The organism is Micromonospora sp. NPDC047620, from assembly GCF_043205005.1.
GTDB lineage: Bacteria > Actinomycetota > Actinomycetes > Mycobacteriales > Micromonosporaceae > Micromonospora.
Genome location: NZ_JBIDDG010000017.1, coordinates 88137 through 112080, shown reverse-complemented (window position 1 = coordinate 112080; position 23944 = coordinate 88137). Strand labels below are relative to the sequence as shown.

Annotated in this window: 18 protein-coding genes; 12 read left to right on the top strand and 6 right to left on the bottom strand. The window is 70.8% G+C overall.

What is annotated here, in order from left to right:
- Positions 1-37: 37 nt before the first annotated feature.
- From ACGF5C_RS21855 to ACGF5C_RS21845, 3 genes are all read right to left on the bottom strand, one after another.
- On the bottom strand, positions 38-331 hold the full coding sequence (locus tag ACGF5C_RS21855; RefSeq protein ID WP_393304242.1) for a sulfurtransferase TusA family protein: 294 nt from the start codon (positions 329-331) through the stop codon (positions 38-40).
- 89 nt (positions 332-420) lie between these two features.
- The gene (locus tag ACGF5C_RS21850; RefSeq protein ID WP_393304240.1) at positions 421-3501 is read right to left on the bottom strand and encodes an ATP-binding protein; all 3081 of its coding nucleotides are present in this window, start codon (positions 3499-3501) and stop codon (positions 421-423) included.
- A gap of 174 nt (positions 3502-3675) precedes the next feature.
- Entirely contained in the window at positions 3676-4890 is a 1215-nt protein-coding gene (locus tag ACGF5C_RS21845; protein ID WP_393304238.1) for a mandelate racemase/muconate lactonizing enzyme family protein, read from the bottom strand.
- A gap of 160 nt (positions 4891-5050) precedes the next feature.
- Here ACGF5C_RS21845 and ACGF5C_RS21840 point away from each other — a divergent pair, with 160 nt between their 5' ends.
- From ACGF5C_RS21840 to ACGF5C_RS21790, 11 genes are all read left to right on the top strand, one after another.
- Complete coding sequence (locus ACGF5C_RS21840; RefSeq protein WP_393304236.1) at positions 5051-6163, top strand: GntR family transcriptional regulator; 1113 nt, start codon at positions 5051-5053, stop codon at positions 6161-6163.
- An 87-nt stretch (positions 6164-6250) separates the two neighbouring features.
- A complete protein-coding gene (locus tag ACGF5C_RS21835; RefSeq protein WP_393304234.1) occupies positions 6251-7570 on the top strand; it encodes an ABC transporter substrate-binding protein in 1320 nt (439 codons plus the stop codon).
- A gap of 35 nt (positions 7571-7605) precedes the next feature.
- On the top strand, positions 7606-8574 hold the full coding sequence (locus ACGF5C_RS21830; RefSeq protein WP_393304232.1) for a carbohydrate ABC transporter permease: 969 nt from the start codon (positions 7606-7608) through the stop codon (positions 8572-8574).
- Positions 8567-9427 carry a carbohydrate ABC transporter permease gene (locus ACGF5C_RS21825; protein ID WP_393304230.1) on the top strand — a complete coding sequence of 287 codons (861 nt, stop codon included), beginning with the start codon at positions 8567-8569 and terminating at the stop codon, positions 9425-9427. The genes ACGF5C_RS21830 and ACGF5C_RS21825 overlap by 8 nt, the downstream gene beginning before the upstream one ends.
- A 112-nt stretch (positions 9428-9539) precedes the next feature.
- Positions 9540-10568, top strand: a complete 1029-nt coding sequence (locus ACGF5C_RS21820; RefSeq protein WP_393304228.1) for a Gfo/Idh/MocA family protein — start codon at positions 9540-9542, stop codon at positions 10566-10568.
- A 76-nt stretch (positions 10569-10644) separates the two neighbouring features.
- Positions 10645-11460, top strand: a complete 816-nt coding sequence (locus tag ACGF5C_RS21815) for a sugar phosphate isomerase/epimerase family protein (protein WP_393304226.1) — start codon at positions 10645-10647, stop codon at positions 11458-11460.
- Positions 11460-13004 (top strand): beta-N-acetylhexosaminidase, encoded by a 1545-nt coding sequence (locus ACGF5C_RS21810; protein ID WP_393304224.1) that lies wholly within the window; start codon positions 11460-11462, stop codon positions 13002-13004. The genes ACGF5C_RS21815 and ACGF5C_RS21810 overlap by 1 nt, the downstream gene beginning before the upstream one ends.
- Positions 12985-14028: an NAD-dependent epimerase/dehydratase family protein gene (locus ACGF5C_RS21805; protein ID WP_393304222.1), complete on the top strand. Its 1044-nt coding sequence runs from the start codon at positions 12985-12987 to the stop codon at positions 14026-14028. The genes ACGF5C_RS21810 and ACGF5C_RS21805 overlap by 20 nt, the downstream gene beginning before the upstream one ends.
- The gene (locus tag ACGF5C_RS21800; RefSeq protein WP_393304220.1) at positions 14028-15086 is read left to right on the top strand and encodes a dihydrodipicolinate synthase family protein; all 1059 of its coding nucleotides are present in this window, start codon (positions 14028-14030) and stop codon (positions 15084-15086) included. Before ACGF5C_RS21805 ends, ACGF5C_RS21800 begins: the two co-directional genes overlap by 1 nt.
- Positions 15087-15097: 11 nt before the next feature.
- Positions 15098-16495 carry a DNRLRE domain-containing protein gene (locus ACGF5C_RS21795; RefSeq protein ID WP_393304218.1) on the top strand — a complete coding sequence of 466 codons (1398 nt, stop codon included), beginning with the start codon at positions 15098-15100 and terminating at the stop codon, positions 16493-16495.
- Between the two features lie 22 nt (positions 16496-16517).
- Positions 16518-19277 (top strand): DNRLRE domain-containing protein, encoded by a 2760-nt coding sequence (locus tag ACGF5C_RS21790; protein ID WP_393304216.1) that lies wholly within the window; start codon positions 16518-16520, stop codon positions 19275-19277.
- An 88-nt stretch (positions 19278-19365) separates the two neighbouring features.
- Here ACGF5C_RS21790 and ACGF5C_RS21785 read toward each other — a convergent pair whose 3' ends face one another.
- The 3 genes from ACGF5C_RS21785 to ACGF5C_RS21775 form a co-directional block, all read right to left on the bottom strand.
- Positions 19366-20109: an N-acetyltransferase gene (locus tag ACGF5C_RS21785; protein ID WP_393304214.1), complete on the bottom strand. Its 744-nt coding sequence runs from the start codon at positions 20107-20109 to the stop codon at positions 19366-19368.
- A gap of 9 nt (positions 20110-20118) precedes the next feature.
- Positions 20119-20817: a DUF998 domain-containing protein gene (locus tag ACGF5C_RS21780; protein WP_393304212.1), complete on the bottom strand. Its 699-nt coding sequence runs from the start codon at positions 20815-20817 to the stop codon at positions 20119-20121.
- A gap of 102 nt (positions 20818-20919) precedes the next feature.
- A complete protein-coding gene (locus ACGF5C_RS21775; RefSeq protein ID WP_393304210.1) occupies positions 20920-22743 on the bottom strand; it encodes an AMP-dependent synthetase/ligase in 1824 nt (607 codons plus the stop codon).
- Positions 22744-23305: 562 nt separating this feature from the next.
- Between ACGF5C_RS21775 and ACGF5C_RS21770 the strand changes: the two genes are divergently transcribed.
- Positions 23306-23734, top strand: a complete 429-nt coding sequence (locus ACGF5C_RS21770; protein ID WP_393304208.1) for a TraR/DksA family transcriptional regulator — start codon at positions 23306-23308, stop codon at positions 23732-23734.
- The last annotated feature ends 210 nt before the right edge of the window (positions 23735-23944 follow it).

The window sequence follows — 23944 nt, the reverse complement described above, 5'->3', positions numbered from 1 at the left end:
CTGGCCGGACCGAATCTCCACACACGTGCCGGGGTTCTCATCGCAACTCCAAAGGTGAAAGGTCGTCCCTGCGGATGCGGAACACCGACGCGTCGCCGTCCGGCACGCCTGGCTCCAGGGCGTGCCCGCGCTCCGCACACCAGTGCGGCAGGGCGGCACACACCCCTGGCTCCGAGGCGATGAGCTCCAGCACGGCTGCCGGAGGCAGCTCCCCCACCCGGCGGGCGAGCAGCGGCTCGACCTGTTCCCAGGGCTCACCGCCGGCATCTACGACCATGACGGCGGGTACGTCCTTGGCCGACGGGGTGGGGATGTGCATGGCGCGCCTCACGATCGCATCGGGTTCCGGCGCGCACCGTAGAGCGGGGGCGTTACCCGGCCATTAACAGCCTCGTTACCCGGCCGCTATGGGCGTCGCCCTCATCCCGCGGCGGCTCTGGCCTGCGCAAGCTCCGCCGAAATCCGGTCGATTGCGTCGAGTACCTGGGCGTCACCGCTGCGTCCGGCGAGCTCCGCGCACTCGCGCAGCGCCGCGTCAGCGACCGCCCAGTCGGCCCGACGGACCGACACCTCCGCCAGATGCACGAGGCAGGGGGCCAGGCACCACGAGGGGCTGAACGGTCGCACGAGCTCGACTGCGGCGACCGCACCCGCGTGTGCGGCCTCGATGTTCCCGGTGACCAGGTCCAGTCGCGCCATGTTGCCTCGCTCGAACGCGATCATGGTCGGGTCCCCGCCGCGCTCGGCCATGCCCAGCGACCGGATTCGGAAGTCGCGCGCCGCCCCATGGTTTCCGGCCTCGAGTGCGAGGTTGCTGAGCATCGAGAGCACTGTCGTCAACAGCTTGACGTCCCCGGCCCGTTCGGCGTGCTCGAGCGACTCGAGCGCCGCCTGTTGCGCCGCGGCCGGCCGAGCCAGCATTGCCAGGGCGAGCGCCCGGTTGCCGGTGGCGCGGCCCATCAGCAGCGGCACCTGATCCCGGTCGGCGCCTCCGACCGCCGCGCGGGCCGCAGCCTCGGCGTCGACTGCCGCTGCCAGCGAGTGCTCGTACCGTCCGAGCTGGAAGTATGCGAAGGACGAGGCCAGCTTCTTCAGGGCCAGCGCGCCCGCCGACACGTCATCGGGCGAGGTCGTGGAGTCGTCCAGCAGCGCCCGTGCCTCCTTGGGACGGCCCGCCGAGCACAACACCTCTGCGAGGGCCGCCAGCGATCGCACGGCCGCGTCGACCGACCCTGCACGCAACCGGGTTCCCAGCGCGCTACGCAGCGCCTGCTCCGCTTCCGGGTAGCGGGCCAGCCGACGCAGGATCAGTCCGTGGTCGTGCCGGGCATCCGCCGCCTGCGTATCGTCGGTGGTGAGCCGCACGATCAGTTCGGTGTAGTAGCGGTCTGCGCTGTCGTTGGCATACAGCGCCGCGGCCCGCTCGGCGGCCCGGCGCAACCAGGGCACCGCGCGCGGGTCGTCCGCCTGAACGAAATGGAAAGCGAGCGCGTCGACCGCATCCGGGCGGTGCCGGAGCACCGCGTCGCCGTAGGCGCCGTGCATGACCCGGCGGCGGGCAGCGGTGAGCCTTTCGTAACAGGCCAGCCGGACCAGCGGGTGCCGGAAGGCGTACCCGGGTACGTTCCGGCCGGCCAGGGCGACATCACGTTCCTCGACCAGGCCCGCGGCCAGGATCCGGTCGACGGCGACGGCGAACTGCGGACTGTTGAGCGGTGGATGCAGCCCCGACCGGGCGACATCCGCGGCTTCGATCAGGGAGACGTCCCCACCGGCCACGGCGAGCACGTCGACGACGTCGCGGGCCGCGCTGTCGAGACGATCCAGCCGGGCCTCGACCGCCCCCCGGACCGATTCGGGGAGGCCGATGGACCCAAGCGCGGTCGCGGACGGGGAAGGCAGCTCGCTGCTGATAAATCTCGCCAGTTCACCGGCGAACAGCGGATTGCCCGCCGAGAGCCGAAAGACGCCGGAAACCCAGTCCGGGGAGGGGTTGGCCTCACCGCACAGTCCGGCCACCAGCCGCCCGCAATCCCGCTCGCTCAGGCGCATCAGGTCCAGTCGCCTCGCCAGGCCCTGGCGCACCGCCGCGTCGACAACGCGCCGGCGCGCCGAGTCGACGGTGAGGTCCTCCTCGCGGTACGTCGCGATGAACCGCCGTGCCCGCGACCCGGGACGACGGACGAGGTGATACAGGAGTTGCATCGAAGCGAGGTCGGCGGCGTGCAGGTCGTCCAGCACCACCAGGACGCCATGGGGGCAGGCTGCCGCCAGGCGGTCCAGCAGACCACCGACCGCGAGGAAAAGGCGGGCGCGCTTCTCCTCGGGTCCGACGTCGGTGGCGAGCGCCGGGCCGAGGGCGGGCACCAGGCTGGCGAGTACGGGATACTCGGCGGCGACGGCCGCCTGCTCCTGGGGCGACCGGTCGGCGAGCCACGAGTCCAGGGCCTCAGTCCACAGGCCGTACGGTGTCTGCCCCTCCGCTTCGTGACTGGCTCCCCACAACACCAGCGCCCCGCGCCGGTGAGCGGTCCCTGCTGCCTCGGCGGCCAGCCGGGTCTTTCCGATGCCCGCCTCGCCCGCGACCAGTGTGAGCGGGGGAACGCCATCGTCCTGACTCGTGAGCATGCGCAGCGCCTTGTCCCGACCGAAGAGCGGGGTCCCTACCGCGAGCCGAACGGCCGGATGCAGCGGTGGCTGCGCTGGCGCATCGGCGGCCGGCCGGGAGGATGCGGCGGCGGCCGCCCGGCGCAGCTCCTCGATCAGCGCGCCGGGACGTACCCCGAGTTCGGCATCGAGCGCCGCGCGGGCCAGCTGGTACTGCCGCAGGACCTGTTCGGGCCGGCGCAGGGCGAGCAGGGCCCGCATCAAGCCTTCGTGGGCGCGTTCGTCCGCGGGGTTGCTGGACAGGAACCACTCGAGCAGGGTGCCCGCCTCCGCTGGGCGCCCTTCGGCGAGGTGCGTGTCGGCGAGGGCGTGGAGCACCCGGTTGCGGAGCACGGAGAGTTCGGCCCGGCGCGACGACACCCACTCGGCGTAGGGATCCTCGGGGAGCAGTTCCTCCCGCAGCGCCTCCAACGCGGCGGCGAGCCGCGCCACCCGCCGCCCGCTGGCCTCGGGCTCGGCCAGGGCTGCGTGTGCCAGCGCCTCCGCTTCGTCCGCATCAACCGTCACCAGCGCCGGGGACAGCGCCAACAGCTCGCCCTCCAGAAGCAGATAGGCGGAATCCTCGCGGGGACGCAGCTCCGGTTGCAGCGCGTGCCGCGCGGTGTGAAGGGCGACCCGCAGGCTGCTCATCGCGGCCTGGCGCGAGGCGCCCGGCCGGCACACCTCCATCACCTGCTCGCGGTGCATGCAGTGCCCGGGCGCCACCGCGAGCAGCTTGACGAGGATCTGCGCCCCGGGCCTGCGCCAGCGCCGCAGCACCGGAACTCCGTCGCGCTCCGCCCGAAAGCCGCCCAACAGCCGTATCCGCAGCGGTGGAATCGTGTCGGCGGTCACGGGGGCACTGTAATTGCTGCTCACCGGCCCGACCAGAGATCGTCCGGGGGCGCCGGGCTCAGGAGCGCAGCTGATCCTTACCGTCGTCCAGTCGGGGTTCGCACCGGTGACGGCCGAGCTGGCCAGTACGACGGGCACCCCAGGTCGTCGGACCCGGCCTGGACCTACTCGCCATCACCTGACCGACTTCGTCGGGATCCTGGCCGGCGAATCGGCGCGGAGCACGTCGACGGCCAGGGCTCGTACCGCGGCTTCGTCCACGTCAACGCCCAGGCCGGGGCCGGTGGGTACCGCGGCTTCCCCGTCGCGTACCTCGACCGTGTCCCCGCCGACGTAGGCGGACTCGATGAACTGCCGGCCGTTGAGGTCGACGGGCGTGTCGATGCCGAACGCCGAGAACAGGTGCAGCGAGGCGGCGAAGCCGAGGTCGGAGTCGGTGAGGCCGGAGCCCATCAGGCGTATCCCGCTGTCCTCGGCGAGGGCGCACATCCGCCGGGACAGGGCGAGGCCGCCGCTGCGCTGTACCTTGGCGATCGCGACATCGACCGCGTTCAGGCGTACGAAGGTGGCGAGGTCGCTGGGGTGGCGCAGGCTCTCGTCGAGCGCGACCGGCACGGGGGAGTGGTCCCGCAGCCGTTGTAGGCCGGCGATCTGGTTGGCCGGCAGCGGCTGCTCGAACGCGGCGACGCCGAGTTCGGCGAGCCGGCGGGCCACCTGTAGTGCCTGGTCGACCTGGTACGCCTGGTTGGCGTCCACCCAGATCGCCGCCTTCGGCGCCGCTCGGCGTACCGCCTCGACGAACGCGAGGTCCTGGTCGATCTCGGCCAGCCCGATCTTGACCTTGAAGGCCGTGTACCCGAGGGCGTGGCCCTCCGTGACGCTGTCGGCGACCGCCTCGGGGGTCTTGGCGGAGATGATCCAGCCGAGTGGGATCCGTTCGACGCGACGTTGCCCCCAGAGCACTCCGAGCGGGACGCCGGTCGCCCGTCCGACGAGGTCGTGCAGCGCGATGTCGATCGCGGACTTCGCGATCGGCGCACCGATCGTGAAGCCGCGGTTGATGACCCGGTCGAAGGTTGCCGTGACCGCGTCGAGGTTCCACGCCGGTGCGCCGAGGACCGCGGGCGCGAGGTAGCGATCGATGGTGGTGACGATGCTCTCGGTGGTTTCGTAGGTCCAGGACGGCGTCGGGGTGGCTTCGCCCCAGCCGATGACTCCGCCCGCGGTCACCTTCACCAGCACCCGCCGGCTGGGCTGTCCGACGGTCGCGACGGTCCCTCCGGCGATTTCGAACGAACGGACCGTCGGGAGTTCGACCACAAAGGTCTCCACCCGCTCCACGACGAGACCGTCCAGTGCCCCGGTTCGCTCGGGCCCAAGAGTCGGCATGCCGTACCCCACCTTCCGTGGCATCTATTTGGGAATGAATTCATTCCCTCTAGTCGATGGCAATCCGGAGCATACCTGCCCGGCGAGCCGCGTAAAGCAGGGAAAATTCTTGCCGGGAGGGATTGACGGAGGTATGTCTGCTGCTCAAGAATCCTCAGCCATGACCGGCAATGATGGTTTGGATTCATTCCCTCAAGGGACGAAATTCCGAGCCCTGGCAGCCTATCTTCGGCAACAGATCGCCGAAGGTAGGTGGTCGGTCGACGTACGCCTGCCCACCGAGCAGGAGTTCGCCCACACCCACGAGGTGGGGATCAACACGGTCCGCCGCGCGATCAACCTGCTGGTGGACGAGGGGCTGGTACGTCGTCGCCAGGGCTCCGGCACCTACGTGGTGGCGATACCAGCGCAGGTCGGGCGTAGCGCCCGCTTCGTCGGGGTGCTCGTACCGTCCACCTCGTACTTCTACCCACGGGTGATCGAGGGCATCGAGCGGGTGATGACCACCGCCGGCGTCCGGATCATCCTCTCCAGCTCCGAGTACGACCCGGATCTGGAGGCGCAGCAGATCCACCAACTGCTCGCCGCAGACGTCGACGGCCTGCTGCTCGTGCCCAACCTGCACCTGATCGAGAAGCCCCAGCAGTACGTCGACCAACTGCACCGGCTACCGGTCCCGTACGTGCTCGTGGAACGGCGGCCGCCGGCTCCCGCGCCGGACGACGCGACGCCGTACGTCTGCACCAACCATCTCGGCGGGGGCTACGCCGCGGTACGGCACTTCGTCGAGCTGGGGCACAAGCGGATCGGCCATCTCGGCCGGATCCGGACCGCGACCGCCGACATGGTGGCGGAGGGCTTCGACCGCGCGGTCGGAGACTTCGGCCTGCCTCGTGTCCCGGCCGCCGCGGTCCGACGTGAGGAATGGACGTCCGACCAGCTCGCGGCGTACGCACAGATCTGTAGGGACAACGAGATCACCGCGGTGTTCTGCCTCGGCGACCGGGACGCCGCGGGACTGCTGCCCCACGCGCGCCGGCTCGGGCTGACCGTGCCGGAACGGCTGGCGGTGATCGCCTACGACGACGAGGTCGCCGACCTCGGCGAGGTGCCGCTCACCGCCATCTCCCCTCCGAAGACCGAGGTGGGCAAGCTCGCCGCCGAGGTCCTGCTGCGACGCATCGAGCAGGGAGCCTCGGCCCCCGTGCACCAGACCCAACTGCAACCACGCCTGGCGATCCGGGCCTCGTGCGGCGCCGCCCGCGACCGGTAGTCCGTGACCGGCCGAGGGCCAGGCGCACCGTCGAGGCGGTGACCCGAGAGCGCTGCCCGCCGGGCGACCAACACAAGGAGATCCACGATGAGGATGCAACGCTTCTCGCCAGGCCGGCGTCTCGTCGCCCTGGCAGGCGTCGCGGCGCTCGCCGCGACGATGATCGGCTGCGGCGCGAGCGACGAGGAGAGCGGCGGCCGGGTGACCATCAGGCTGGGCTACTACGCGGAAGCGGGCGGCCCGGCCGACAAGACGATGCGCTCGCTCGCCGACGAGTTCATGAAGGCGAACTCCGGCATCAAGCTGGAGCTGGAGTCGGCGCCGTACACGGACTTCTTCAAGCGGCTGCGCACCCAACTCGCCGGCGGCAAGGGGCCTGACGTGTGGCTCTCCGACGGGGTGCTGGTGCAGGAGTACGCCGGCCGCAACAGCCTGCGTGACCTCAGCGACTTCGTGAAGACCGTCAACACCGACGACTACTACGGCGTAGACCTCAACCGCGACTCCGACGGCCACATCTACGGCTTCCCGCAGGGCGCGCAGACCCCGGTGCTCTTCTACAACAAGAAGATGTTCGCCGACGCGGGCGTCGCCGAGCCGACCGGGGACTGGACGTACGACGACCTCACCGCGGCCGCGAAGAAGCTGACCCGGGACACCAACGGCGACGGCAAGCCCGACGTGTGGGGGATGCGCGTCTACTCGCCCGGCTTCACCGAGAGCTGGTGGCCGATGATCAAGGCATTCGGCGGGGACGTCGTCGCCGACGGGGGGCGGAAGGTCGTCGTCGACAGCCCGCAGAGCCGCGCGGCGCTGGACTGGATGCTGAACGCGATGTACACCGAGAAGGCCGGCCCCGACGTGGTCACGACCAAGGCGCTGGGCAGCCCGCACACGATGTTCGCCAGCAACCGGGTGGCGATGCAGTTCGGCATCTACGCCCGCACCATCCCGGCGAACGCGGCGAAGATCGACCTCGGCGTGGCACCGATGCCGAAGGGCCCGGCGGGCCGCGGCCACGTGGCGATAGCGAACTCCTGGGTGATCAACAAGGCCGCGAACCAGCGGAAGGCCGAGGCCGCCTGGAAGTGGATCACGTACTTTGCCTCCGAGAAACCACAGACCACCTGGGCCGGAATCGGCGAGGCGATCCCGATCAACAAGAAGGTGGCCGCGTCCGACGTGTTCCTGAAGCCGGGTACCGCGCCGGCCGACCGGCAGGCCTTCCTCGACGCCCTCGCCGACGCCGACGACCTCGGCCTCAACCCGGTGTGGACCGAGTACACCACGGCCGTGGCGAACCAGCTCGACCGGGCGCTCGCGAAGGAGAGGCCCGTCGGTGACGCGCTGACCGAGGCGCAACGAGAGGCGCAACAGATCATCGACCGCTTCTACGCGAACAAATGAGTCAGCCCCGCCAGACGGAGGGAGGAGGTGGCGCTGTGACGACCATCGAGGACCGGGTGGAACAGGGGCGTCGCCCCTCCGTCCGGGACGGAAGGAGAACCGGGGATGAACGGCCGGGCCTCGGTCAGCGGGCATGGGCGACCGTTTTCGCCTTCCCGTACCTGGCACACCTGGTGGTGCTGACCGCGTGGCCCGTACTCGCCCTGCTCTACTTCAGCCTTACCGACTACGACACGCTCTCCCCACCGAGGTGGGTCGGGCTGGACAACTTCCGCCGCCTGCTCGGTGACGAGGCGTTCTGGCGGAGCCTGCTCAACACTGCCTACTTCGCGGTGCTGTTCGTACCCACCCAGACGATCCTCGCGCTGCTGCTCGCGGTCGCGCTGAACCAACGCCTGCGATGGATCTCGCTACTGCGCAGTGCGTACTTCGTGCCGGTCATCTCGTCGTGGGTCGTCGTGGCGTACGTCGCCGACGCGGTCTTCAACCCGCAGTTCGGGATGGCCAACACCGTACTGGGATGGCTCGGCCTGCCCCAGGCGACCTGGCTGCAGAGCCCGGTGCTCGTCATCCCGACGCTCGCCCTGGTCGCGGTCTGGAAGGGCGTCGGCTACATGATGGTGCTCTTCCTCGCCGGTCTGCAGAACATCCCGGAGGAGCTGTACGAGGCCGCCAAGATCGACGGCGCATCGGCCTGGCAGCGGTTCCGCCGCGTCACCCTCCCCGGGATATCGGGGACGACGTTCCTCGTCCTGGTCCTCTCGACGATCACCACCCTGCAGGCATTCGAGCAGGTCTACGTGATGACCGGACCGATGCGGGGCCAACCGGCCGGCCAGCCGAACGGGGCGAGCGAGATGACGGTGCTCTTCATGTACCAGCAGGGCTTCGAGTTCTTCAACATGGGCTACGCGTCGGCGGTCGCGTGGGTGCTGTTCGCGCTGATCTTCCTCCTGACGCTGGTCCAGCTCCGCCTGCAGAAAAAGTGGGTGCACTATGCCTGAGACCGGTCCGCGCGGCCGGGTCCGGCGCCGCCAAAACCGACGTGGACACCCCGCCGCGTACCTGTTCGTCGGCCTCGGTGCGGCGATCATGGTCGTTCCGTTCGTCGCCTCCGTGGCCAACTCGCTGAAGAGCTTCGCGCAGTACGTCGCGGTGCCGCCGATCTGGATTCCGGACCCGCCGGAGTGGTCCAACTACACGCAGGTGTGGGAACGCGCCCCCTTCGGCCTGTACGCCTGGAACAGCTTTCTCATCGCGAGCCTTTCCGTGGTCGGCAACGTGGTCACCAGCGCGATGGTGGGCCACGCGCTGGCCCGGATGAAACTGCCGGGCAAGGATGTGCTGCTCGCCGCGGCACTCGGCACCCTGATGCTGCCCACCGTCGTGACGATCATCCCCAACTTCATCCTGTACAAGCACCTCGGTTGGCTCGACACCGTGCTGCCGCTGGTGGTGCCGTACTGGCTGGCGACGCCGTTCGGGATCTTCCTGATGCGTCAGACGTTCCTCGCGATCCCCCGCGACTTCGAGGAGGCGGCGGCGCTCGACGGGGCCAACCCGTGGCAGGTGTTCTGGCGGGTCCACATGCCGCTCGCCAAGCCGGCACTCGCGACACTCGGCGTCTTCACCTTCATGGCGTCCTGGGGCGCCGTGCTCGAGCCCACGATCTATCTCACCTCGCCGGAGAACTACACCCTGCCCATCGGGGTGATGAGCCTGCAGGGCCAGTTCATGGGCAACGACCAACTCGTCACCGCCGCGGCGCTGATGTCGCTCCTGCCCATGCTGCTGTTGTTCCTGCTCGCCCAGCGCTACTTCGTTCGCGGCGCGATGGCCAGCGGTCTCAAGGGCTGATCAGCATTCGCCTGCCGCCCCGCCACCACGGGCGTGGGGAGAGGCCGCCCCCGAGCGCCCCTGACCACCCTCGTCCTACCGACACACCTGCCCTGATCGAAAGGAACGTGCAGTGACCGAAACATGGGGGAATCGACCATTCCGCGTCGGCGTGATCGGGGCGGGCAGCGTTGCCGCCCTGCACCTCGACGCGGCCGCCGGCCTGCCCGAGGTCGAGGTCGCCGGGGTCTGCGACGTACGGCTGCCGGCCGCCGAGCAGCTCGCGGCCCGGTTCGGCGCCCGCGCGTATGCCGACCACGCCGTGATGTTCGCCGCCGGCGGGCTGGACGGAGTGCTGATCACCGCGCCGCACACGCTGCACGCACCGATCACCGTGGACGCCGCCGCGGCCGGACTGCACGTTCTGGTGGAGAAGCCGATGGCCACCAGCGTCGAGGACACCCAGCGGATGATCGACGCTTGCGCGACCCACGGGGTACGCCTCGCCGTGGGCCACGTGCTGCACTTCCTGCCGACGGTCCGCGAGGCGCGGCGGACACTGCGGTCGGGAAGCCTCGGCCGGCCCGTAGTGATCACCGAGCGGCGTACCGCGCGCTACGAGCGGGGTTCCCGTCCGGACTGGTTCTTCGACCCGAGGCTCGCCGGCGGCGGCATCGTGATGAACGTCGGCACGCACAGCATCGACAAGGCCCACTGGCTCGGCGACGCACCCGCCGTCAGCGTGCACGGGTACGTCTGGCACCAGCCGGGCGTCGAGGTCGAAACCGAGTCGGTCGGCCTGCTGGAGCTGGCGAACGGGGTACGGGTCATGCTCTCGGTCACCGGGACCGGCCTGCCGTTCCAGGACGAGACCGAGGTGGTGTGCGAGCACGGCGCGCTGCGGTTGTCCCGGCGCGACGGGCTGTGGACGTACCAGGGCGACGACGCGGTGCAGGTGGTCACGCCGGAGCAGGACGACATCGTGGCGGCGTTCCGGGAACAGTTGGCGGACTTCGTCGCGAGCTGCCGCGACGGGCGGGCGCCGGCGGTCGACGCGGCGTACGGGCAGTCGGTCGTGGCCACCGCGCTCGCGCTGTACGAGTCGGCCGAGCGTGCCGACACCGTGCGGATCCCGGGTCTGACCGTGGAGGTGGCGGCGTGAGCGAGCGGAGCGAGCGAACCATTCGGCTCAGCAGCGTGGCGCCTCGCGCCGCCGCGGAGCGGAGCGAGGTGGCGGCGTGAGCGGCGTCGACACGGTACCGGCGTGGGCAGCGGGCCGACTCGCGTTCAGCACCCTCGGCTGCTCGGCCGAGCCGGTCGAGTCGGTGCTGGAACTGGCCCGGCGTACCGGCTGCCACGGCGTGGAGCTTCGCTGCGCCGAGGGTGAGCCGGTCGCGCCCGACACCCCGGCCGGCATGCTGCGGGAGACCGGGAAGCGGTTCGCGGACGCGGGGGTCGAGCCGATCTGCGTCGCCTCGTACGTGCGTATCGCGGCACCGGACGGTGACCCGGTCACCGACCTGCTGCACCACGTCGAGATCGCCGAGCAACTGGGCGCCCGCTACGTGCGGGTCTTCGGCGGCCGGGACGGCCAGGCCGACCCGCATCCGGTGGCGGTGCAGCGCCTCGGCGAGGTGGCCCGGAGGATCGAGGGCGGGCCGGTGACGATCCTGCTGGAGACCCACGACGTGTTCTGCTCGGCGCGCGCCGTCGCGGCGGTGCTCGCCGAGGTCGACTCGCCCGTGGTGGCCGCCCTGTGGGACGCGGTGAACCCGTGGCGGGTGGGGGAGAGCGCCCGCGAGGCGGCCGACGCGCTGGCGCCGTGGCTGCGCCACGTACAGCTCAAGGACGTCCGGGCGACCGACGACCTGGCTCCGGTGCTGCCGGGGCACGGCGCGGTCCCGCTGGGCCAGATCCTCAGCGAGCTGGACCGCCTCGACTACCGGGCCTGGCTGTCCCTGGAGTGGGAACGGGCCTGGTTCCCCGAGGCGCCGCCGCTGGCCGACGCGCTCGGTGCGTTCCGGGCGGTACTCGCTGCGCACCGGGCGGCGTGATGACCTCGTTGATCCCGTATCCCGCGTCGATTCGCCGGCACTCCGGTGCGCTGCATGTCGCCGGGCCGGTGCCGGTCGCGGCCGTGCCGGAGGCCGAGGGGGTCGCCGACTGGCTCGCGGAGGTGCCCGGGTTCACCCGCGCCGTGGTGTCCGACGCCCCGGTGCGCCTGGCCCTCGACGATCGCCTGGCACCGGAGGGCTACCGGCTCACCGTCGACGAGCGCGGGGTGGAGATCACCGGAGGCGCACCTGCCGGGGTGTTCTACGGCGCCCAGACGCTGCGCCAGTTGCTGCCGGAAGGCGCGTCCGGCCGGACAGTCAGCCTCCCGTACCTCGAGGTGGCCGACGCCCCCCGGTTCGGCTGGCGCGGCGCGATGCTCGACGTGGCGCGGCACTTCATGCCCAAGGAGTTCGTGCTGCGCTTCATCGACCTGCTCGCGCTGCACAAGCTCAACGTGCTGCACCTGCACCTCACCGACGACCAGGGCTGGCGGCTGGAGATCCCGCGCTACCCGCGGCTGACCGAGATCGGGGCGTGGCGTGCCGAGACCCTGGTCGGACACGCCCGACAGACCCCCCGCCGGTACGACGGGGTGCGGCACGGCGGCTTCTACACGCGGCAGGACATCCAGGAGATCGTGACGTACGCCGCGACACGGTTCGTCACCGTCGTGCCCGAGATCGACAGCCCCGGCCACTCACAGGCGGCGATAGCGGCGTACCCGCAGCTCGGCAACACCGGCCGGCAGCTCGACGTCTGGACCGACTGGGGGATCAGCGAGCACGTGCTCGACATCTCCGAGACGACGGTCGGGTTCTACCGCGACGTGCTCGACGAGGTGATGGCGCTCTTCCCCGGGAACTACCTGCACCTCGGCGGCGACGAGTGCCCCACGGGGCAGTGGCGGGCCAACCCGGCCGTCACGGCACGCCTGGCCGAGCTGGGACTGTCCGACGAGCGAGCCCTGCTCGGCTGGTACGTGGGAGAGCTTGCCAGCTTCGTCACGGACCGCGGCCGCCGCCCCGTCTTCTGGTACGACACCGAAACCGCGCTGCGGGTGCCGAACGCGATCGCGATGCCGTGGCGGGGCGACGGCGCGGCCATGGCGGCCCACCAGGACGGCCACGACGTGGTGCTCGCCTCACACGAGCACCTCTACCTCGACTACTACCAGAGCCAGGACCGGGACACCGAACCCCTCGCGATCGGCGGGCACACGTCGCTGGAGCGGGTGTACGAGTTCGACGCCGACCAGCCCGTCGGGGCGCTCGGCGCCCAGTGCCAACTGTGGACCGAGTACATGCCGCGGCCAGAGGACGTGGAGCGGATGGCGTTTCCCCGCCTCTGTGCGTTCAGCGAGACTGTCTGGTCGACCGCGCCCCGGCATTCCTTCGCCAGCTTCCGCGACCGGGTCACGGCGCACCTGCCCCGCCTCGCCGCGGCGGGCGCGACGTACCGGCCGCTCGACGCCATCCCGTCGCCCCGCACCGAACCACAGCCATTTCTCAGGGAGGCACCGACCGATGCCCATTCACGTGGCTGACGCCCCGCCGCGCAGCCTGGCCGCCCTCCGGGAGGCCCTCTCGACGCCCAGCCAGGAGGTGGTGGAGAGCCTGGCGCGGGTGGACGGCGACCTGATGCTCCTCGGCGTCGCCGGAAAGCTGGGACCCGAGCTGGCCCTGATGGCGCGGCGCGCCCTGGACCGGGCAGGCCGGCAGGCCCGGATCATCGGGGTGGCCCGCAATCCCGGGCCCGAGCTGGTAGAGCGGTTGAGCGGCGGGGGCGTGGAGCTGCTCCGCGCCGACCTGCTCGACGACACGGCGCTCGCCGGCCTGCCGGACGTCGCGAACATCGTGTACCTGGCCGGCCGGAAGTTCGGCACCGACGGCGCCGAGCACCAGACCTGGGCCCTCAACACCTACCTTCCCGGGCGGGTCGCCGAACGGTTCCGCGACTCGCGGATCGTCGCCTTCTCCACCGGCAACGTCTATCCCCTGGTACCGGTGGTGAGCGGCGGCGCCGACGAGGCGACGCCACCGGGCCCGGTCGGCGAGTACGCACAGTCGTGTCTGGGCCGGGAGCGGGTGCTCGAGCACTTCTCACACCGGTACGGCACCCGGATGGCGATCGTACGGCTGAACTACGCGGTGGAACTCCGGTACGGGGTGCTGCTGGAGATCGCGCGAGCCGTGCACCGGGGCGAGCCCGTCGACCTGCGGATGGGCAACGTCAACGTGATCTGGCAGGGCGACGTCAACGCCGCCACACTCCGGCTCTTCGAGCACTGCGCGGCGCCGCCGTTGGTGCTCAACCTGGCCGGCCCCGAGACCGCCTCCGTGCGCTGGATCGCGCAGCGGTTCGGCGAGATCTTCGGGGTGCCCGCGACGTTCACCGGGGCAGCGGAGCCCACCGCGCTGCTCTCCAACGCCGCGCGGGCGAACGAGCTGTTCGGCTACCCCGCCGTCCCGCTGCGCACGCTGATCGAGTGGACCGCCGAATGGGTGCTCGGCGGCGGCGAGACCCACGGCAAGGAAACCCACTTTCAGGAGCGAGAGGGGCGATTCTGATGTCGGCAGCACTACCGTTGGATGTCGGCGCCGCGCTGCGCGAGGGCGTCGTGATCCCGGCTCACCCGCTCGCGCTCGACGCCACCGGGCGGCTCGACGAGCGCCGACAGCGTGCACTGAGCCGGTACTACCTGGACGCCGGGGCCGGCGGCCTGGCGGTCGGGGTGCATACCACCCAGTTCGCGATCCGGGAGGCCGGGCTACTCGAACCGGTGCTACGGATCGCCGTCGAGACGGTGCGGGAGGCGCCGCGCGACCGGCCGGTGGTGCTGGTCGCCGGAGTCTCCGGCACCACCGACCAGGCGGTCGCCGAGGCGAAGCTCGCCGCCGACCTCGGCTACCACCTCGCCATGGTGATCCTGCGCGGGTTGGCGGAGCTGACGGACGACGAGCTCATCGCGCACATCGCGGCGGTCGGCGAGGTGCTCCCGGTGTTCGGCTTCTATCTCCAGCCCGCAGTCGGCGGTCGGACGCTCGGGTTCGACTTCTGGGCCCGGCTCGCCGAACTGCCCTGCCTGGCGGCGATCAAGATCGCGCCGTTCGACCGGTACCGCACCCTCGACGTGGTCCGGGCGGTCTGCGAGTCCTCACGGGCGGCGGAGATCGCGCTCTACACCGGCAACGACGACAACATCATCGTCGACCTGCTCACCACATACCGCTTCCCGGTGAGCGGCGGTCAGGTCAGCAAGCGGATCGTAGGTGGGCTGCTCGGCCAGTACGCCGTGTGGACCCACCGCGCGGTGGAGCTGTTCGAGCGGGCCCGCGAGGCGGCACGGACCGGACAGCTCGACGAGGAGCTGCTCACGACGGCCGCGAGGTTGACCGACGCCAACGCGGCCGTCTTCGACGTCGCCAACGGCTTCGCCGGCTGCGTCGCCGGAATCCACGAGGTGCTGCGGCGCCAGGGCCTGCTGGACAACGTACGGCTGCTCGACGAGCAGGAGCGGCTCTCGCCTGGGCAGGCGGCGGAGCTCGACCGAGTGATCCGGGCGTACCCCGACCTGCAGGACGACGCGTTCATCGCCGCGCACCTGGACCGCTGGCTCGACACATAGCAGGAGGAGCCATGAACGTCCCCCACGCCGTCCTGGCCGCCGCGCTGGCGGTGGCGTCGGTCCCGCTGGCGGTGACACCGTCTACGACACATCCGGCGTCGGCGCGTACCGCCGCGGTGCCCCAGGAGTTCTTCGACGATTTCAGCTACGCCGGTCCCGCGGATCCGGCGTTCGCCGCTTTCGGTTGGACGGTGCGCACCGGCGGTGGTGGGCCCGGGGTGTCGGGTGCCACCTGGAGCGCCGACAACGTCTCCATGGCGGGATCCGGTGCCGACCGGGTGATGCGGCTCGCCGCCACCAGCCAGGGCGCCGGCCAGACGACCACTCAAGCGTCGGTCTCCCAGGGGCAACGGTTCTTCGAGGGTACCTACGCGACCCGGATCCGGTTCACCGACGCACCGGAGAGCGGGCCGGACGGCGATCAGGTGGTCCAGACCTTCTACACCATCTCGCAGCTCAACCACCCCCTCGACCCGAACTACAGCGAACTGGACTACGAATACGTCCCCAACGGGGGCCTTGGGTCGGCCGGCACCGCGTTGCAGATGGTGACCTGGGAGACGTATCAGGACAGCCCCTGGGATCCCCGCGCGTTGGAGACCGTCCTGTCCCGGAGCCACGACGGATGGCACCTGCTCAAACTCGACGTGACCGGCGGCGAGGTGCGGTACTACGTCGACGGCGTGCTGGTCGCCGGTCACGGCGGTGACTACGCCCCCGAGGCGTTCATGTTCCTGAAGTACGCCGTGTGGTTCGCCAACGGCGGCCTGGTCTCCTCGTCGACGTCCCGCAGGTACGTCCTCGACGTCGACTGGGTCTACCACGCCCGGGACGCCTCTCTCACCACCACCGAGGTGGAGTCCGCAGTCGCCGGATTCCGCGCGGGCGGCATCCCGCGCCGGGACACCCTGGTGCCGCGGACCGTGGTCGCCGCCGACGCACACGTGCGCAGCGGCACGTACAGCGACACGAATCTCGGGTCGACGACCCGGCTGGAGGTCAAGGACGCCCCGAATGCCGCGGACCCCAACGTGGATCGGCTGACCTACCTGAAGGCCAACCTTCCCGACACGCAGGCCGGTTCCGCCCGGTTCTGGCTGCACGTCAGTTCGGTCGCCCCGGGGCCCGGTCCGGTCTCGATCGCCGTTCGCGTGCTCACCGCCGACAGTTGGTCGGAGTCGACGATCACGTGGAACAACCGGCCCACCGCGGGAGCGTCCCTGCTGGGCACACTGCAGGTGACGGCACCCGGGTGGTACGCGATCGACGTCACCAGTGCCGTGAACAGCAATCTCAACGACGGCCAGATCACCTTCCGACTCAGTGACGACTCGGTCGCCGACCGGCTGGTGGTCATCGATTCCCGCGAGTACGGCGCGGGCACCGAGCCGTACCTCCTCATCTCTTGAACCCCCCGAGAGGAGCACCCCCGTGTCCCTGATCCGAAGCAACTCCTGGCGCTCGCGGCTGACGCTGTCCGCCGCCGTGCTGGCCGCTCTGCTGCTGCCGCCCTGGCAGCCCGCCTCCGCCGCCGCGCCCTCGGTCACCATCGACTCGCACACCAGCGGTGACGCGGTGCCGGCCGGGACCGTCCGCCTGTCGGGCGGCTACACCGACGCGTACGAACTGACCGTCGTGCTCGACGGCCGCAGCACTCCCCGCGTACACACCGTGGACCCGGACGGCGACGACACCGGCACCTGGTACTACGACCTGGACACGACCGGCATGGACGGTGAGATCGAGGTCGCGGTGCGCGCCAAGCGAACCGACAACCGATACGGTGTCTGGTCCCCGTTCGTCACCCTGCGGGTGGACAACCCCGCCGCCAACGTCCCGGTCGTGACGGTGACCAGTCCCGATGACGGCGGCACGGTGCGGCAGCCGACACCGGTCCGCGTCTCGGTCGCCGCGCACAACACCGTGCGCGAGGTGTCGGTACGCGTCAACGGCGGAGCCTGGCTGCGGGCGTTCGGAGGCAAGGGAACCTACACCTATCTGTGGGATCCCCGCGAACTCGGTGACGCCATGGTGAGCATCGAGGCCAGAGCGGTCGACGTGTACGGCAACACCGGGTACAGCCCGACCGTCTACGTCGCGGTCGGCGCGGGCGCTGCCGAGCCGGTACGGGTCGGCCCGCAGGACCGGGCGATGTGGATCTGGGAGCGGGCGTCGTACGGACTGATCCTGAACCCCGGATCCCGCCGGCTGCTCGCGACGACGGCGCGCGACGCCGACACCTTCGGCTCGCGGCCGATCACCACGCTCTATGTCGGCGTGGACCAGTACGGCGATCTGGACATGCTCTACGACAAGCGTGCCGAGGTGCGGGACTTCGTGAGCTGGGCCCACGCGCAGGGCTTCACGGTGTACGCCACGATCGCCGGCGGCACCCAACCGCCGTTCCTCGGCGGGCTGGAGCGCTACCACTCCCGCGCGGTCCGGGAAATGGAGAAGATCCTCAACTACAACCTCGCCTCGCGGCCGGCGGAGCGGTTCGACGGGGTCAACGTGGACATCGAGCCCTACATCTATCCCGGGTTCGCGGCTGAGAAGCCGGCGGTGCAACTGCAGTGGCTCGAGATTCTGGAGAAGTTGATCCAGCGCAGGAACGCGGCGGGTTCGCCGCTGGCGTTCGGCCCGGCGATCCCGCGCTGGCTGGACGTCAACACGTGCTGCACCGGCATCACCTGGAAGGGCGCCACCAAACCGCTCAGCGAACACATCCAGGACATGAGCGACTACATCTCGATCATGGACTACCGGGACACCGCGGAGGGGTCGGTCGGCATCATCGCCCAGGCCCAGTCCGAGATCGCGTACGCCGAGGCGATCGGCAAGCCGAACTCGGTGGTGATCGGGGTGGAGACGCTGGACATCGCCTGGAGCGGCGACCCGGAGACCATCACCTTCCGCGAGGAGGGGCGCGCCGTCGCCGAGCGCGAACTGCGGAAGGTGTACGACGCATTCGCCGGCAGTCCGGCATTCGGCGGCATCGCGATGCACCACTACGACTCCATCCGCTGGCTCCCGTCGGTGTGGGGACCCAACGCCGTGTACGCGCCGCTGCCGGTCGACACCGGACCGCCCAGCGCGGTGAGCTCGCCGCCGACGGCGAACGCCTTCGACCACCAGAGCATCGATCTCGCCTACGGCCGGGCCTTCGACGACACCGAGGTGGAGCACTACAACATCTACCGGTCCACCGATCCGGGCTTCACGCCCGGCCCGGAAAACCTCGCCGGGCAGTCGCGCGGCCTGACCTTCACCGACTCCGGCCTGCTGCCGGACACCACCCACCACTACCGGGTCGCCGCCGTGGACGTACACGGCAACGTCGGGTCGGCCTCGCCGGCTGTCTCCGCCACCACCACCGGCACCCACCTGCGGCCACTGATCGTCTCCGAGCTGACGGTGACCGCCGCGGGCGGTCCGGCGACCGTGCGGCTCCGGGTGACCGATCTGGTCACCGGGGAGCCGGTGGCGGCGGCCGTACACGGCCGGTTCACCAAGATGGCGGGCCGGTACCTGACGATGAACGCGAACTCGGACGGCCAGGCGTCGGGCGTCTCGGAGACGATCGGCTACCGGGCCGGTGAGGTGGGCTTCCAACCACTGCGGATCACCGCCCCCGGCTACTACTGGGCATCCGCTCACGACCGGGCCCGGAACGTGGAGACCAGGTGGCAGACCACGACGCCGGTGGTCGCCGACACCTTCGTACGGGCCGGTGCGTACGCGGACACCACCTACGGTTCAGCGAGCGAGTTGGAGATCGCCGACCTCCCCGACACGCACAGTCCGGACGGCGACCGGATGGCCTACCTGAAGGCCGGGCTCGAAGGCTATCCGGGCACTGCGACTGTCTCCGCCCGGCTGTACTTTCATGTCAGCTCGGTGTCGCCGGGCGTTGGCGCCGTACCGGTGACGGTGCGGGCGCTGGCCGACGACTCATGGTCGGAGAGCGGCGTGAGCTGGAACAGCCGCCCGTCCAGCGCGGGCGGAAGCGTGCTCGGGACCGTTCGGGTGGACCGTCCCGGCTGGTACTCGGTTGACGTCACCGGCGCGGTCAACGCCAACCTGGCCGACGGAGCCCTGACGCTTCGACTCTCCGACGACACGACCGCTGGGCGACTGGTCGCCAGCGACAGTCGGGAGAGCGACCGGCAACCGTACCTGATCATCTACTGACACCGGTGGCTCTGGCGCCCATCCTACCCAAGGTATCGATGGGCGTCAGAACCCGGCAAACGCCGTCCTGCTGGCAAGGAAGCAGGACCTACAGGCGGTGCCGGACCCAGACATTGGGCTCGACGTAGACGGCGTGGTTGTGCGCCACGTCGCAGTGCACGGGCACGAGGGCTCCCGGCACGTGGACGGGTCCGCTGGTGTCGAAGGGCAGGCCCGTCCAGCGGCGCCAGTCGGCCAGCGTCCCGGTGATCGTCATCGACCGGGGAGCGACGCGTTCGATGCGTCCACCGGCCCGGACGTGCACCCGCAGCCACGGGTCGACCGGCAGGCCGTCCTCGCGGACCTGCGCCGCGTACTCCGTCATCGGCAGGTCGGGCTCGGTGTGCTTGCCGCTCGGGCGCACCGGCGCGACCAGCGTGTCGTAGCCCCGCTTCGCCACGGCATCCCGCAAGGCGGCGAGCATCAGGGCCGAAAGGCCGGTGCCCCGCCGGTCCGGCCGGATGCAGATCTCCAACGCCGAGACGATGTTCGGGGTGGCGCCGGTGAGGCGGTTGATGGTGGCACGCTGGATCACCCGGTCCCAGCCGCCGTCGGGCAGCTCCGCCTCCGTCCAGCGCAGCGGCACGGCGTACGCCCGGGCGACGGCGCGTCCGGGCTCGGCGGAGTCGACAGCGACGAACACGAACTCGGGATACAGGTCGTGGGCGACGCCGTAGTACACGGAACCCATCGGATCCCAGAGCATGAACGGCGGCCACGCCCCGTCGAAGTCGTCGTCGAGCAGCGGTGCCAGGTCCGGGTGGTCCGCCAGGGACACGATCTCCAAAGCCACAGCGGAACCCTAGAGGGTCGGGACCGTGCGGCGCACCTCGGATTCGGCAGGGGGCGGTTGTGTGTCGCGGAACATCGCCTCGCCCTTGACGAGCCACGCGGCACCGAAGGCGAGCACCGCCACCGCCTCGCACCAGAACAGCGGCTTGAGCGTGTCGCGGACGGAGTCGGGCAGCGCGTTGCTCGTCACCGCGAGCGCGATGGCGCCGATGATGATGCCGCCGCAGGCGTAGTAGATGCCGTTGCGGGCCCGCGTCCGCCGTGTCGGGGGGACCGTCCGGTCGGTCTGGGGGAACAGGAAGATGCAGAAGACGGCCAGCAGCACGAACAGGGCAGCGGCCGAGACCTGGTGCAGCCGCCCGATCGTGACGTCGGTGGGCGTGAGCGTTCCCCTCGGCGCACCCGTCGCGGCAGGGAACACCGCCACCGCGATCGCCAGCACGCCGGCGATCGAGCTGAGGACGTCGTCCACCTTCCGATAGCGGTAGCAGACGAGGAAGACGCCGATGGCGCACATTCCGCCGACGAAGACGTCCCGCATGTCGGTGTGGTAAAAGGCGCTGATCGAGTCGAGCAGGATGAGGTTTCCGGTGAGCAGCGCGTGGCCGACCGTCAGCACGATCGGCAGCGCGATGCCGACCGTGCCGATCCCGAGGCGGAGACGGCGGAGGGTCACGGCATCCTGTGGCGGCTTGGCGGGCGAGGACATGACGCCTCCCAACTGCTGCAACGGTGTCGGCCGGGGGAGCCGGGCCGGTGGTGCTGTTGCAAGCAGTGGAATCCGTACGACGCTCCGTGTCAATGAGCCGTGTCAGCGGTCCCGGTAGAGCGCGTCGATGTCGGCGGCGTAGCGCTCCTGCACCACCGCTCGCCGCACCTTCAACGTGGGAGTGAGTTCACCGTCGGCCTCGGTGAGGTCACGGGGAAGGATGCGGAACTTCTTGATCTGCTCGGCCCGGGACACCGCGCGGTTGGCCCGGTCGACCGCGTGCTGGACCGTCTCCCGTAGCGCCGGGGAATCCCGCAGGTCCGACACCGAGGCGTCCGCGCGACCGTGCGCGGCCCGCCACCCCGGCCACGCCTGCGGGTCGATCGTGACCAGCGCGACGAGGTAGGGCCGTCCGTCGCCGATCACCACGCACTGGCTGACCAGCGGATCCGCGCGGACCTGATCCTCGATCGGGGCGGGGGCGATGTTCTTGCCGGACGCCGTGACGATGATGTCCTTCTTCCGCCCGGTGACCCGCAGGTAGCCGTCCTCGTCGAGTGCCCCGAGGTCGCCGGTACGCAGCCAACCGTCGGTGAACGTCTCGCGGGTGGCCTCCGCGTTGTTCCAGTACCCGGGGAAGACCACCCCTCCCCGGGCCAGGATCTCCCCGTCCTCGGCGATCGCGATATCGACTCCGGGCAGCGGACGACCCACCGTGCCGATCCGCATCGCCGCCGGCGTGTTGGCCGTCAGGGCGGGCGAGGTCTCGGTCAGCCCGTACCCATCGAGCACCGTGAGGCCGGCGCCGCGGAGGAAGTGCGCGAGCCGTTGCGCCAGCGGTGCCCCGCCGACGATCGCCACCCGGCAGCGTCCACCCAGCGCCGCCCGCAGCTTGCGGTAGACCAGCACGTCGCACACCAGATGCGCCAGCCGCAGCACGGTCCCCGGTCCGCCACGGGTGTCCAGCGCGCGGCTGTACCGCACCGCCACCCGGTCGGCGACCGTGAACAGCCAGCCCCGGTGCTCGTCGGCCGCCTTCCGTCTCGCCCGGTCGTAGATCTTCTCGAACACCCGCGGCACGGCCAGGACGAACGTCGGACGGTACCGGCGGAGCTGGTCCAGCACGCCGCCGATGTCCGCGCTGTGCACCATGGTGGCGCGCGTGTGTACGACGCCGACCTGGATCATCCGGGCGAAGGCGTGGGCCAGGGGCAGGAACAGCACCGTCGACGCGGCGGGATGGAACACCTCCGGCAGGATCGCGGTCGCGTTGCCGACGTCCAGGGCGATGTTGCCGTGCGTCAGGACGCAACCCTTCGGCCGTCCGGTCGTGCCGCTGGTGTACACGATCGTGGCGATGTCGCCCGCCGACACGCGCCGACGGCGGGCCTCCACCTGCCCGACGTCGACGGCGCGGCCGGCCCCGGCCAGTCTGATCAGGTCGCCCGCGTCGATCTGCCACGCGTGCGCCAACGCCGGCAGGGAGTCGCGCAGGCCGTCCAGCATCGCGGCGTGCCCGGCCGTCTCCACCACGCAGGCGACCGCGCCCGAATCGGAGAGGATCCAGGCCAACTGGTCCGCGCTCGACGTGTCGTACACGGGAACCGTCACCGCGCCGACGGACCACAGCGCGTAGTCCACCAGGGTCCACTCGTACCGGGTGCGGCTCATCAGCGCCACCCGGTCGCCCGGCTGGACACCCGTGGCCACCAGACCTCGGGCGACCGCCTGCACGTCGTCGCGGAACTGTCGGCAGGTCACGGTCGTCGCGCCACGCCCGGACCGGCGAGCCGGCCAGGACCGGGGGTCGGGGTCCGGTCGTACGAACTGCGTCTGGTCCGGATCGCGTTCGGCGTTGTGCCACACCACCTCGGCCAGGCCGAGCTCGACGTCAGTGACGACCGGCGCAACCACCATCTCCCGCACGCTCGCCCACCTACCCCCAGTCAGGTCGCTGAGAGTTCGATTCTGAGGCGTGCACCGGCGTCCGGTCGCGCGAACGGCGAAAACCGGCCTCCTGCTTCCGTGGCGTGATAGCCGAGCGTCCCGGCGGCTGAGGGCCGTCCGCCACCCCGCCCGCCGAAGGTCCCCCGGCCCGGCCTTGTGGCCGTCGCCGCAGGTGGTGGCCGATGCGCGGGAAGCCGGTCTATGGTGACGCCGTGATCCTCTGCGGCCCGTCCCGGCAGCCCCGCTCGTCGGGGCCGCAGGCCGCTGCCGCGCACTCGCGCCCGGTCCCTGCGGCAGCGGCGCCGTCGACGTACCCGCGGACCCGCCTCGTCGCCGACACGACCCTGCGTCACCTCGTCGTGCCGGTGGTCGCCCGCATCCGCCGGGGCGCCGTCGCGCCGCCGACCCGGCGGGCGCCCGGCCAGCGCCGCCCGCCGCCACGCGGCCGACATCCACATGTCCGGCACCGGCGGGCGGAGCGCATCAGCGCTCCGCCCGTTCTTTTCGTCCCGAGCAGGAAGGAACCCCGATCGTGTACGTCGTGAGCAGGCAGGACGAGTTGGGCGTACTGCGGATCGTCCTTGAGGAGCAGTACGAGCGGCACAGCACCCAGCTGGCGCTGCTGGACCGGCAGGCCCGCCGGATGCGCGCCGACGGCGCCGACGTCGAGGCCGCCTCCGCGTTGACCACCGCCACCCGGCGGGCCCTCGGCGACATCGCCCGGGCACTGCACTACCTGGAACAGGGCCACTACGGCACCTGCGAAGGGTGCCACGGCGACATCCCCATCGAGCAGTTGGCGCACCTGCCGTCCGCCCGGTTCTGCGCCATCTGCCAGCCGGAACCCCACCAGCGGGCCACCAACGGCACGCGCACCGCGTCCCCCGCCGCCCCCGCCAACGGTGTGCCCTTCGAAGGCAAGTGGCCGAAGGCCGGGGCGCCGTCCTGGCGCCGGGTCCACGGCCGGTAGACCATAAGACGGCGCGGGATCGACGCGACCTCCACGAACCGGGCGGTCCGCAAGCAGCTGGCAGGACACCGGCAGGGGCAGCCCACCCGGTCCGGACGGTATCGGCGTGTGACGATCGGCAGCGAGTGTCACCTATTGACGGACTTTGTGATCCACTGTGTAACGGCGCGGGCGGGAAGGACGCCTAATCCCACGACGCGACGATCTTGT